This is a genomic window from Pseudoduganella sp. OTU4001 (genome assembly GCF_038440195.1).
GTDB lineage: Bacteria > Pseudomonadota > Gammaproteobacteria > Burkholderiales > Burkholderiaceae_D > Rugamonas.
The window spans coordinates 42620-54849 of the sequence record NZ_JASATG010000016.1 but is presented as its reverse complement, the minus strand read 5'-3'; the positions used below and the strand labels follow the sequence as shown (position 1 = coordinate 54849).

Sequence of the window (12230 nt, the reverse complement as noted above, 5' to 3'; positions counted from 1 at the left end):
ATCCTCAGAAGTTCATGCCAGGCGACAGCTTGGCTGGCATTTCAAGGGCGCTGTTCTCGATCGAAGCGACCGGGTAGGCGCAGTAGTCCGCCGCATAGTATGCGCTTGGACGGTGGTTGCCGGACTTGCCGACGCCGCCGAACGGGGCCGAGCTGGCCGCGCCGGTGGTCGGACGGTTCCAGTTCACGATGCCGGCGCGGGCGCGCAGCTGGAACTTCTGCCACAGCGCTTCGTCGGTCGAGATCAGGGCCGCGGCCAGGCCGTAGCCGGTGTTGTTGGCGGCCTTGATCGCGGCGTCGAAATCGTCAACACGGATGATCTGTGCCAGTGGGCCGAACCATTCTTCGTCAGGGATGCCCTTGGCGTCGGTGGTGTCCACGATGCCGGCGGAAACGAAGCCGGTGCCCGGCTCCAGCTGGCGCATTTCCAGCAGCAGCTTGCCACCCTTGGCCACCATGTCGGCCTGCGCCTGCACCAGGCGCTCGGCCACGGCAGCGGAAACCACAGGGCCCATGAACGGAGCCGGTTCGGCGGCCGGAGCGCCTACGCCCAGCTTCGAAGCTACTTCCACGAAGCGCTTGACGAACGCGTCGCCCTGCTCGCCCTTCTGCACGATCACGCGGCGCGCGCAGGTGCAGCGCTGGCCGGCGGAGATGAAGGAGGAGGAAACCGCCATGAACACGGCAGCGTCGATATCGGTCGGATTCCACACGATCAGCGGATTGTTGCCGCCCATTTCCAGCGCCAGCAGCTTGCCGGGCTGGCCGCCGAACTGCTTGTGCAGCGCCGCGCCGGTCTGGCTGGAGCCGGTGAACAGCACGCCGTCGATTTCTTCATTCTGGCCCAGCGCGATGCCGGTTTCACGGCCGCCGTTGACCAGGTTGATCACGCCAGCTGGGACGCCAGCCTTTTCCCACAGCGCCACGGTCTTGATGGCGGTGCGCGGCGCGTACTCGCTCGGCTTGAACACCACGGTGTTACCGGCGATCAGCGCAGGAACGATATGGCCGTTAGGCAGGTGGCCAGGGAAGTTGTAAGGACCGAATACACCGAACACACCGTGCGGACGATGGCGCAGCACGGCTTCGCCGTCGGCCACTTTGGAGGAGCTCACGCCGGTGCGCGCGCCGTAGGAAGTGATCGAGATATCCACCTTGTTCGCCATGGTGGTGACTTCGGTGCGCGCTTCCCACAGCGGCTTGCCGACTTCTTCGGAAATAGTCTGCGCCAGGTCTTCCGCGTTTTCCTTCAGCAGGTCGCGGAACCTGGTGACGATGGCGATGCGCTCTTCCAGCGGACGGTAGGCCCAGGCTTCAAACGCGGCGCGCGCAGCCTGCGCGGCTTCCGCCACATCGCTCGCGGTCGACTCCTGCGAAGCGTAGGTCTGCTTGCCGGTGGCCGGGTTGGTGGTCACGATGGTCTCGCCGTGGCCTGCCTTCCATTGGCCGTTGATGAAATTGCTCAGTGCTTTATCAGACATTCTGGTTCTTCCTCACGTTGAGAGACAGGGTGCGCACGGTTTCGCCGGAGTGGCAATGCAACAGCGCTTGTTCTTCGGACGACAAGTCGATGCTGCCGTCGGATGGATTGGCGTCGGTCAGGATCATGCGGAAATCCTTCATGACCGTGTTCGACACCAGGTATGGTTCGGTGGTGTGCAGGGCGCAAGCGTGCGCGGTATCGGTATCGCGCTCCACAATCGCCAGTTCGCTGTCGCGCATCGCGCGCAGTTCGGAAACGCGCGCTTGCAGCACCGGGCCGGCATCGAAGATATCGACATAGCCTTCGTAGTGCAGGCCTTCCTGCTCCAGCAGGCGGCGCGCCGGCGCGGTGGCCTGGTGCACCTTGCCGATCGCTTCCTGCGCATCCTGCGGCAGGTAGTCGACATACAGCGGCTGGCGCGGCATCAGCTCCGCGATGAAGGACTTCTTGCCCAGCGCGGTCAAATCGTCCACGTGGTGGAAGTCCATCTTGAAGAAGTAGCGGCCCAGGCCTTCATAGAACGGCGAGCTGCCGTCCTCCGCCTGGTAGCCGCGCATCTCGGCGATGATCTTCTGCTCGAACAGGTGCGGGAACTGGGCGATGAACAGGAAGCGCGATTTCGACAGCAGCTTGCCGTTGTTGCCCTGGCGGTAGTCCGGGTGCAGGAACAGGGAGCACAGCTCGGAGCAGCCGGTCAGGTCGTTCGACAGGTACAGCGTGTCCATGCGGGTGAACACATTCAGCTCGCGGCTGGAGTGCACCAGGGTGCCGATGCGGTAGTTGTAGAACGGCTCGGTCAGGCCGACCGCGCCCTTGATGGCGCACACGCCGGCCAGGCGGCCGGTCGCAGTGTCTTCCATCACGAACATGTAGTCGCGTTCTTCCGGCGGGATGGTTTCGTTGAAGGACGCGACGGCGACGGCGACACGGTCGCCCATCATCTTCATGTCCGGCTTCAGCGTGGTCATGCCGGTGCCCACCTGGCTGGCCAGGTTGAACAATCCGTCCAGGTCATTCGCTTTAATGGCGCGTACAACTAGCATAGGTATTCTCGTTCTTAAATGCGGACGCAGGTCACGGTATCGCCTTCGGCTACGCCCAGGACTTCCTGGACTTCCTTCGGCAGGCAAACGGCATCGCTGTTTTCCAGCGGCGCGCAGTTGATCGTCACGGCGCGGAAGCGCTGGTCAGGGCCGGTGGAAACGGCATAGGTGGCCACGTTGTCGCTGGCCGGGGTGCCGCTGGCGTTGGCCACGCGGCGCGGCATGGACGCGGTGAAGGTGCGCAGCGAATGCTTGTGCGCCTGCAGGATCGGACCGCCGTCGAAGATGTCGATGTACTCGTCGGCTTCGAAGCCTTCAGAGGTCAGCAGGTTGAAGGCCAGTTCGCCGCTTGGGTGGATCTGGCCCATCACCGATTGCGCAGCGCCAGGCAGCAGCGGCACATACACCGGATAGTGCGGCATCAGTTCCACGATCAGGGTCCGGTTACGGGCGCCGCCGATCACGCGTTCGGCATCCAGGAAGTCCATCTTGAAGAACTTGCGGCCCAGCGCGTCCCAGAATGGCGAACCGCCGTTTTCATCGGTCAGGCCGGCCAGCGGCACGAAGAAGCGGTCGCCGAAGCGGTGCGGCGCCTGCACCGCGTACAGCAGGCGCGAACGCGACAGCAGTGCTGCTTCCGGACGCTGCGCCACGCTGGCGTCGACGTAGAAGCCGGACAGTTGCGAGTAGGCGGTCAGTTCGGAGCACAGCGTCAGCGCGTGCACGCTGTGGCTGATGTTCAGGTCGCGCGAGACCTGCTGGATCACGTCGTTGCGGAAAGAGAAGTAGGTGCCGTTCGAGCCTGCGGAGGCGTGGATGGCGGCGGTGCCGACGATCTTCTTGTCGGCCAGCGACTCCATCACGAACATGTACGACTCTTCGCTCGGGATGTCGACGTGGGCGGAGAAGGATGCGATGGAACCTTCGACGGCTTGCTCGATCTTTTCGCGGGTCTTGGGCAGGGTATGGACACCCGGCATGCTGACCGCAGCCAGTGATTCGAGGGCGGCGATGTCGGCGGTTTCTACCGGACGGACTACATACATGGGGTGCTCCTCTTTATTCTTCTCTAAAACAAAAACCGGTAAATCCGGGTCTGACCCAAGGGTCAGACCCGACCCGCGACTGCCGCAGATCGGGTCAGACACTTGTGTCTGCCCCTGGTTTACCGGTTTTAGGCAGCCTTGGTCAGGTCAGCGATCGCCAGGCGGATAATACGGTCGGCTTCCTCAATCTGCGCATCCGACACGATCAGCGCCGGCGCCAGGCGCACCACGTCCATGCCCGCAATCAGGATCATCAGGCCATGCGCTTCAGCAGCGCGCTGGATGTCCTTCGAGCGGCCCTTGAATGGCTCCGCCACAACCAGACCCAGCAGCAGACCAGCGCCGCGCACAGCGGAGAACACCTGAGGGAAATCGCGTACCAGGCCTTCCAGCTTGGCGATCAGCTTCTCGGACGCTTCCTTCACGCGCGCCAGGAAAGCAGGCTGGTTGATGGTTTCCAGCACGGTCAGCGCCACGGTGGCCGCCAGCGGGTTGCCGCCGTAGGTGGTGCCGTGGGTGCCTACGCCCAGGTGCTTGGCCAGTTCTTCGGTGGTCAGCATGGCGCCGATCGGGTAGCCGTTGCCCAGCGCCTTGGCCGAGGTCAGGATGTCCGGGGTCACGCCGTAGCCCTGGTAAGCGAACAGGGAACCGGTACGGCCCATGCCGCACTGTACTTCGTCGAAGATCAGCACGGCGCCGACTTTGTCGCACAGCTCGCGCAGGGTCTTCAGGTATTCAGGATTGCCCGGCATCACGCCGCCTTCGCCCTGCACCGGCTCCACGATCACGGCGCACACGTCGTCGCCGATGGCAGCCTTGGCCGCTTCGATATCGTTGTAAGGGATGTGGTCGATCGATGGTGGCAGCGGCTCGAAACCTTCGGTGTACTTGGCCTGGCCGCCGACGGAGACGGTAAACAGGGTGCGGCCGTGGAAGGAGTTCAGGCAGGACACGATGCGCGGCTTCTTGTCGCCGTATTTCGCGTGGGCGGCTTTACGGGCCAGCTTCAGGGCCGCTTCATTGGCTTCGGCGCCGGAGTTGCAGAAGAAGGCGCGGTCAGCGAAGGTGGCTTCGGTCAGGGCGGTGGCCAGGCGCAGCACTGGCTCATTGGTGTAGCCATTGCCCAGGTGCCAAAGGGTATTGGCCTGCTTGGTCAGCGCTTCCACCAGCACTGGGTTGCAGTGGCCCAGGGAGGCCACGGCGATGCCGGAGGTGAAATCCAGGTAATGCTTGCCAGTCTGGTCCCACAGGTCCAGACCCGCTGCTCGCACTGGCACCATCTGGGCAGGTGCGTAAGTCGGGACGATTACCTCGTCGAACGTGGCGCGGGTTACAGGGCGGGTGGTAACAGAAGAGTCAAGCTTGGCGTTCATGGCAAATCCCCATCAATGGTAAGGTGTACTGCATTGTAAAAGCGGGGATGCTAAAACTCTTTTGAATCTGCGACAAGGATTTTCAAAAATGGTTACCGCTGCAACTTGCGCTGGCGCTCCTCCCGTGGCGTGTTGCCGAATAGCGTGCCGAACGCGGTGGAAAAGTGCGACCCGGACGAGAAGCCGCACATCAGCCCAACTTGCACAATGGAATGGTTCGTTTCTAATAGGAGCTGCCGGGCCCGCTGCAGGCGCAGCTCCAGGTAATAGCGGGAAGGCAAGGAGCCGAGGTACTGCTTGAACAGCCGCTCCAGCTGGCGGCGCGACAGGCCCACCAAGCCGGCGATATCGTCGGTCGACAGCGGCTCCTCGATATTGGCCTCCATCAGGGTCACCGCCTCCGACAGCTTGGGTTGCAGGGCGCCGAAACGGGCCTGCAGGGCCACCCGCTGCCGCTCGTCCTGCGAACGCACGCGGTCGATGCACAGCGCCTCCTTGATCTCGGCCTGCACATTGGCGCCAAACAGCGCCTCCACCAGGGTCAGCGAGAAGTCCAGCGACGCCGAGCCGCCGCAGCAGCTCAGCAGCCGTCCGTCCAACTCGAACAAATGGGGGGTCAGGATCGCGCGCTCCGTCACATCCTCGGTGTCCGCATACAGCGCCCACGGCAGCGCGATGCGGGTATTGCCCGCCGCCCCCGCCTGCGCCAGCCACAGCACACCCGCCCCCACGCCGCCCCAGAACTCCGCCTCGCGGCAACGCTCGATCACGGCGCGCAGCTCGGCCTCCGCGGGACGCACGGAACCTTCATCCGCCACCAGCAGGGCCAGATGCCAGCCGCCGGCGGCACTGGCCACCTGGGCCGGCGCCAGCACGTCGAGCGCGAAGGCTTCTTTCAGGATTCGCTGGGCCAGCCGCAGCGGCTGCACCAGTCCGGACCAGGCCAGGCTGTCCGGTTCGCCCGCATTCACCAGCAGCACGCGCAGCGGCTGCTCCCGGGTCAGGCGACTAAGTTGATCAAATGACATCTCTATTCGGGGACGAGCGCCGACGCAGGGCGCTCAGGGGTGTTCCATTGACTGACAATCATACCGGAGATCAACAGCGCCGCGCCCACCAGCTGCATCGGGCCCATGGTTTCGCCCAGCCAGAAAAAGCCGAAAATGGCCGCACTGGCCGGCTCGAAGGCATAGATCACCGCCGCCTCATTGGCGGTGGCATGGCTCTGGCCCCAGGTTTGCAGGGAAATAATGGCGGCCGTGGCGATCACGCCCAGGTAGGCCAGGTTCCATTTGTGTTCCAGCAAGCCCTGCCAGATGTAGTTGTAGTAGTCCGACGCATCATGCGGCACATCGATCACCCCGCGCGGCACTTCGCGCAGCAGGATCCACAGCCCGGCAAACACCGCCACGGTCCAGATCTGGGCCACGGTCAGCGTCATCAGCCGCTCCACCTTGCGCGAGAACTGCTCCATCACCTTGATATAGAGGCCGAACAGGAAGGCCGCCGCCAGCGCCAGCGAATCGCCGCGGCTCCAGGTGAAGCTGCCTTCCCAGCACAGGGCGAACAGGCCGCCCACCGCCAGGACCAGCGCCAGCACGATGCGCTTGTCCGGCCACTTGCCCATGGCGATGCCAAGCAGCGGCACCACCAGCACGTTCAGGCCGCAGATGAAGGCATTCCGGTTGGAGGACGTCATGCTCAGGCCCTCGACCTGGGCCAGGTAGCAGAAAAACAGCAGCACGCCGGCCAGGAAGCCGTAGTGCAGGTCGCGCCATTTCGCCTTGAGCAGGAACGGTGACAGCAGCACGCCCGCCACCGCAAAGCGCGATACCACAATCCAGTTGGCGGACAAGGTATCGGTCATGTCCTTCATGGCGGGAAAGGTGGTGCCCCAGACTAGGGTCACCACCAGCAGTGCCAGGATACCGCGTGCGTGTTGGGGCATGGCGAAAACGGCATATTGTTATAAGTTTGCATATCTTAACCGATGCTGCGCACCGCGGGCGGGCGCTATAATCCCAAGCCATGGGCGAACGATATTTGAAGAGCATCCGGCTGCTGGCCGAATGCATGCAAGGGTTTGAGAGGTGGTCCGGCGAGCATGTGCGCCAGCTTGGCCTCACCCACGCGCAATTCGATATCATCGCCACATTGGGCAACACCCACGGCATGAGCTACAAGGAACTGGGCGAGCGCACCCTGATCACCAAGGGCACCCTGACCGGCGTCATCGAACGGCTGGAACAGAAGGGCCTGGTACACAGGGAACGCAATGCCGACGACAAGCGCTCCTATTTCGTCCGCCTGACACCGGCGGGCGAACAGCTATTTGCCAAAGTATTTCCCGTCATCGTCGCCAAAGGAGTACATTTGTTTTCCAGCTACAGCGACGCCGATTTTGACGCACTGGAACGTACCCTGGCCGGGCTAAAGGCCACGATCAGTGCCGGTACACCACTATAAAGAACGACAAGAATGTTAAAAACTACCCTGCTGGACGGCATCAAGCCAGCCAAGTTCGACAAGCAAATCACCGCCAACCTGCTGCTGGAAAGCACCAGCGCCGAGGCGGTACGCAAGGAAAAACTGCTGATCGGCGTACGTAACGAAGACGGTGAGATCTACCGTCTGATCGGCGCCACCAAGCACAACAGCTTCACCAATGCGGTGGAGGAACTCGAAGACCTGGAACTGGTCGACGAATTGGGAGATGTCGAAGGCACCGTCGAAGGGTGCGACGCCATCTTCGGCGAAGGCTGAACCCCGGCGCATAGCGTAATTCAATCGCGCCCGGCAAGGCCTGCGGAAAAATTCATCAAAATAATTGCCCTTGGATAGTTCCGTAGGGCAATTTTCTGCCATAATTTTTCGCATGGACAGACTGGACGCCTTCAAAGCAATTGCGGCCCAAGCGGGTCGCGGTGAGCTTGCCTTCCCCACCAATATCGATGCGTCGATGAAGCTGCAGCGCGCGCTCAACGACGACAATTGCCATATCGACCTGGCAGCCAAGCTGGTGCAGGCCGACCCGCTGCTGGCGGCGCGGACGGTGGCAATCGCCAATTCGGTGGCCTATAACCGCTCCGGCATGGAGATTTCCAGCGTGAAGACAGCGGTGCAACGCCTGGGCGTGCGCACCCTGCAGTCGCTGGTGGCCTCCGTGATCGTGCGCCAATTGAGCAGCAAGATCCGCAATCCGCTGCTCAAAGCCAAATCCAACCAGCTGTGGGAACACACCGCCCATGTGGCGGCGCTGGCGCAGGTGATCGCGCGGCGCGTGTCCCATGTCGACCCCGATACCGCCATGTTTGCCGGCATCGTGCACGAAGTGGGCGGCTTCTACATGCTGTCGCAGGCCGAAGCCTATCCCGAAGTGATGGAAGGCGATCCTGAGGACTGGACCACGCACGGCGAGGTGCAGATCGGCCGCGGCGTGCTGCAGAAGCTGATGATTCCCGAGAACGTGATGACGGCCGTGGAAGCCATGTGGGAAGGCCTGCGCGCCCTGCCGCCGGAAAACCTCGGCGACACGTTGTTGCTGGCGAACGACCTGTCGCCAATCGCCTCCCCGCTGCATGCGCGGCCTGGCGCCACCTCCATGTCCGCCGCCAGCACCATCGACTTCGCCATCGGCGACGGCACGCTGGCCGGCATCATGGAAGAGTCGGCGGAAGAAGTGAAATCCCTCACCGCCGCCCTGCTGCACTAAATCCTACAGCCGAGCCCGTGTCCCACCCTGGGGTCACACCCTAAGTGAGACACGAGCTCGTCTTTGCATTGGCCGAGCCCGTGTCCCGGCTGGGGTGTGACCCCATGGTGGGACACGGGCTCGTGCGTTATTGCGGCAGCCAGGCGGCGATGGCGCGGCCGATGGCGTCGGGGTGGTCTTCCTGGATGTTGTGGGTGCCTTCGCCCAGTTCCACCAGCTTGCAGTTGGCCAGCTTTGCGGCGTAGCGCTCGGCGACCGCGCGCGGCGTCAGCACGCCGTTGGGACTGAACAGGATCAGCTTGGGGTACTGGGCGGTCTCCATGACCGTTTCGTTGCGCTCGATCAGCTGGTAGATGTCGGCCGGCTCGCCGGCAATCGGCATCATGCGCGGGAAGGCCAGCATGGGCTTGCGCGATTCCGGTGTCGGGAATGGCGCGCGGTAGGCGTCCATTTCTTCCTCCGTCAGCGGGCGCAGCGAGCCTTTCGGCAGCATCTGTTCGATGAAGAAATTCTGCTGCAGCACAAACTCTTCGCCGCTGCCCTCCGCGCGCATCAGCTTGAAGCGCTCGCGCGCCTGCTCCAATGGATGGAAGTCCTCCCAGGTCGGGCTGGGGCGCACAAACTCCATCAGCGCCATGCCGCGCACCTTGGAGGGATAGCGCGCCGCCAGGTGGATCGCCAGCGCGCCGCCCCAGTCCTGGCCGACCAGGATGAACTCCTCCACCTCCATCTTCTGCAGGAAGGCTTCGAGATAGGCCGCGTGTTCGAGGAAGCTGTAGGCGATGTCGGGCTTGCCCGATGCGCCAAAGCCGATCAGGTCCGGCGCCAGGCACCAGGCCTTCTGCGCTATGTGCGGCATGATGCCGCGCCAGATAAAGGAATGCGTTGGATTGCCGTGCAAGAAAATCACAGCGCGTGAACTGCGTTCGCCAAGCTCGCGATAGGCAATGGTGGAGCCCAGCACGGATACGGTTTGCATGATGTCTCGTCCAGAAAAAAAAGTGCCCACTCCGGAGAGTGGGCCAAGTCCAAAACTAGGGATGTCCTGAAAGAGACGGTTCCATCATATGTCCCGGACCGGCCACACTCTGTGCGTCAATTCACATACTGCTTAAAAAGGCCAGGGAGCCTCAGTATTGCGCCAGGCAGGCAATTGCTGCACGCGCTCCGCCCAGGCCAGCAGGTGCGGGTAGGCCTGCACCGGGATCTTGGCACGGTTGACGTACATCATCGGTGCAGCCACGGCGAAATCGGCCAGCGTCAGCTGGTCGCCGCTCAGCCACTGGCGCGTGGCCAGGTGTTTGTCCAACACGGCCGCATGTTCATGCACGAAGTGCTCGCCCTTGGCGATTTCCACCGGGTCGGGATCCTGGCCGGTCACCAGCTTCTTCCACAGGTATTCCCAGGTCAGGATGCCGATCGCCGGCGAGAAGTGCTGGGCGCCGAAGAACATCCAGCGGTTGATGTCGGCGCGCGCCTTCAGCTCTTTCGGGTACAGCTCTTCGGCGCCGGCCTTGTCGGCCACGTACTGCATGATGGCGCAGGACTCCCACAGCGCGAAGCCCTCGTCTTCCAGCGCCGGCACCTTGCCGCAGATGTTCACTTCCAGCAGGCGGCGGCGGTCGTCATCGCTGGCGAAGTCGATCAGCACTTCATCGAACTTGAGGCCGAGATGGCTAGCAAGCAGCAATACGCGGCGGGCATTGGAGGACAGGGGATTGTGATAGAGGCGCATCGTTAAACTCCACAAAGGGTTGATCGAATGCGCCCATGGTAACCAAGGGCTCCTGACAGTTTCTGTCAGGAGTCTTCGCTAATCGCGTTCTCTTCGCGCCAGGTTTTCAGCAAAGCGTGGCGTGGTGTTGGATAGCGTTCTGCAAGCGCCTCGGCTCGCGAAATACGGTCGATGCGGAAGTGGCGGTTGGCCTTGCGCATCTCGCACCAGGCGGCCAGCAAGCGGCGCCCATCGTAGAAAGCCAAAGCGAATGGCCACACCGTGCGTTCGGAAGCCAAGCCGTTTTCATCGCAGTAGTGGATGCGCAGCTTGTGCTGGCGGCGGATCGCTTCACGCGCGGGCTGCACGAATTCGTCATGCTCGGGCGCATCGCGCACCAGCGGCACCCACAGGCTGGTTTCCGCCATGTCGTCGCGCAGGTCCTTGGGCGTGGCGGTGGCGATTTTGGCGAGCGCATTGGCCGCAGCCTGTGCCAATGCGGGGTCGCCCTGCCGGCGCACCCAGCGCGCACCAAGCACCAGCGCTTCCAGCTCGTCGACATCGAACATCAGCGGCGGCAGGAAGAAGCCGCTGCGCAGCAGGTAGCCCAGGCCGGCCGAGCCTTCCACCGGCGCGCCCAGTTCGGCCAGGGTCTGCATGTCGCGGTAGATTGTGCGTTCCGATACGCCCAGTTGCTCCGCCAGCGCTGCCGCGGTGACGGGACGGCGGCTGCCGCGCATGGCATCCATCAACTGGAACAGACGGCCGGTACGGCTCATTGACGCTCCTTTTTTGAGAGGCGTGCAGCTTAACATAGTTATAATTCCCGCATGAGCAAGAGCACCAATACCAAGAGCCGTGCACTCGGCAAAGTCACCCTCTCTGATGTAGCAGCGCTGGCCGGCGTGGCGCCGATGACCGCTTCGCGCGCCATCAACCAGCCGGAGCTGGTGTCGTCCGTCCTGCGCGAGCGCGTGGACAAGGCCGTGCTGGAACTGGGATACGTACCAAACCGCGCGGCGCGCGCGCTGGCGTCGGCGCAATCGAAGGTGATTGCAGTGCTGGTGCCTTCGTTGTCGAACGCGGTGTTCACGGCGGTGCTGGCGGGGATCCAGGATGCGCTCGATCCCTGCAACTACCAGATCCTGATCGGCAATACGCGATACTCCGATGCGGAGGAGGAAAAGCTGCTGTTCACCTATATGCAGTCGAATCCGGACGGGATTTTGCTGTCCGGCCTGACGCACAGCCCGCGCGTGCAGCAGATGCTCGCCACCTCGCGCGTGCCGGTGGTGTCGATGATGGACCTGTCGCCGGAGCCGGGCGTGATGTCGGTCGGCTTTTCGCAGGTGGACGCGGGCTACGCGATGACGCGCTACCTGATCGACAAGGGCCGCAAGCGCATCGGCTATATGGCGGCGCAGCTGGACGAGCGCACCCTGCGCCGCGCGGAAGGCTACCGCAAGGCGATGCAGGAGGCCGGCCTGGCCGATCCTGCGCTGGAGATGATGAGCCCCGAGCCTTCCACCATCGCGCTGGGCGCGGAGCTGGTGGGCCGCATGCTGGCCAGCATGCCGGACCTGGACGCCATCTTCTGCTGCAACGACGACCTGGCGCATGGCGCCATCTTCCAGTGCCAGCGGCGCGGCATCAAGGTGCCGGAGCAGCTGGCGATCTGCGGCTTCAACGACTTGCCCGCATCGGCGTGGATGAATCCTACCGTCACCACGGTCGGCACCCCGCTGTACCAGACCGGATTCGACGCCGCCAGCCTGCTGCTGGCCAGCATCCGCGGCAACGAGGTGCCGGCGCACCGCATCGACCTGGGCTTCACGCTGATGGCACGGGAAAGCGCGTGAA

The 12230-nt window shown here is 63.3% G+C and carries 13 protein-coding genes; 4 read left to right on the top strand and 9 right to left on the bottom strand.

The features are described 5' to 3' along the window. Positions 1–4: 4 nt before the first annotated feature. The 6 genes from astD to AAHE99_RS15765 form a co-directional block, all read right to left on the bottom strand. Positions 5–1480 (bottom strand): succinylglutamate-semialdehyde dehydrogenase, encoded by a 1476-nt coding sequence (gene astD, locus AAHE99_RS15790; protein WP_342118310.1) that lies wholly within the window; start codon positions 1478–1480, stop codon positions 5–7. Continuing rightward, the gene (gene astA / locus AAHE99_RS15785; protein WP_342118309.1) at positions 1473–2525 is read right to left on the bottom strand and encodes an arginine N-succinyltransferase; all 1053 of its coding nucleotides are present in this window, start codon (positions 2523–2525) and stop codon (positions 1473–1475) included. The genes astD and astA overlap by 8 nt, the downstream gene beginning before the upstream one ends. A gap of 14 nt (positions 2526–2539) precedes the next feature. Beyond that, positions 2540–3571, bottom strand: a complete 1032-nt coding sequence (locus tag AAHE99_RS15780; protein ID WP_342118308.1) for an arginine N-succinyltransferase — start codon at positions 3569–3571, stop codon at positions 2540–2542. Between the two features lie 128 nt (positions 3572–3699). Continuing rightward, complete coding sequence (locus AAHE99_RS15775) at positions 3700–4944, bottom strand: acetylornithine/succinyldiaminopimelate transaminase (RefSeq protein ID WP_342118307.1); 1245 nt, start codon at positions 4942–4944, stop codon at positions 3700–3702. Between the two features lie 92 nt (positions 4945–5036). Continuing rightward, positions 5037–5972 (bottom strand): GlxA family transcriptional regulator, encoded by a 936-nt coding sequence (locus AAHE99_RS15770; protein WP_342118306.1) that lies wholly within the window; start codon positions 5970–5972, stop codon positions 5037–5039. 2 nt (positions 5973–5974) lie between these two features. After that, the gene (locus tag AAHE99_RS15765; protein ID WP_342118305.1) at positions 5975–6892 is read right to left on the bottom strand and encodes a DMT family transporter; all 918 of its coding nucleotides are present in this window, start codon (positions 6890–6892) and stop codon (positions 5975–5977) included. 80 nt (positions 6893–6972) lie between these two features. Between AAHE99_RS15765 and AAHE99_RS15760 the strand changes: the two genes are divergently transcribed. From AAHE99_RS15760 to AAHE99_RS15750, 3 genes are all read left to right on the top strand, one after another. Further along, on the top strand, positions 6973–7410 hold the full coding sequence (locus AAHE99_RS15760; RefSeq protein WP_342118304.1) for a MarR family winged helix-turn-helix transcriptional regulator: 438 nt from the start codon (positions 6973–6975) through the stop codon (positions 7408–7410). A gap of 12 nt (positions 7411–7422) precedes the next feature. Further along, the gene (locus AAHE99_RS15755; protein ID WP_342118303.1) at positions 7423–7707 is read left to right on the top strand and encodes a hypothetical protein; all 285 of its coding nucleotides are present in this window, start codon (positions 7423–7425) and stop codon (positions 7705–7707) included. Positions 7708–7819: 112 nt separating this feature from the next. Further along, positions 7820–8656 carry an HDOD domain-containing protein gene (locus AAHE99_RS15750; RefSeq protein ID WP_342118302.1) on the top strand — a complete coding sequence of 279 codons (837 nt, stop codon included), beginning with the start codon at positions 7820–7822 and terminating at the stop codon, positions 8654–8656. A gap of 127 nt (positions 8657–8783) precedes the next feature. Here AAHE99_RS15750 and AAHE99_RS15745 read toward each other — a convergent pair whose 3' ends face one another. The 3 genes from AAHE99_RS15745 to AAHE99_RS15735 all read right to left on the bottom strand — a co-directional run bounded on the left by AAHE99_RS15745 (position 8784) and on the right by AAHE99_RS15735 (position 11149). Then, a complete protein-coding gene (locus AAHE99_RS15745; RefSeq protein ID WP_342118301.1) occupies positions 8784–9635 on the bottom strand; it encodes a haloalkane dehalogenase in 852 nt (283 codons plus the stop codon). Positions 9636–9767: 132 nt separating this feature from the next. After that, positions 9768–10391, bottom strand: coding sequence for a glutathione S-transferase family protein (locus AAHE99_RS15740; protein WP_342118300.1), 624 nt, complete (start codon positions 10389–10391; stop codon positions 9768–9770). A gap of 65 nt (positions 10392–10456) precedes the next feature. Then, on the bottom strand, positions 10457–11149 hold the full coding sequence (locus AAHE99_RS15735) for a helix-turn-helix transcriptional regulator (RefSeq protein ID WP_342118299.1): 693 nt from the start codon (positions 11147–11149) through the stop codon (positions 10457–10459). 51 nt (positions 11150–11200) lie between these two features. On the opposite strand from AAHE99_RS15735, the gene AAHE99_RS15730 reads away from it, so the two are divergent. Then, on the top strand, positions 11201–12229 hold the full coding sequence (locus AAHE99_RS15730) for a LacI family DNA-binding transcriptional regulator (RefSeq protein ID WP_342118298.1): 1029 nt from the start codon (positions 11201–11203) through the stop codon (positions 12227–12229). Position 12230: the final 1 nt, after the last annotated feature.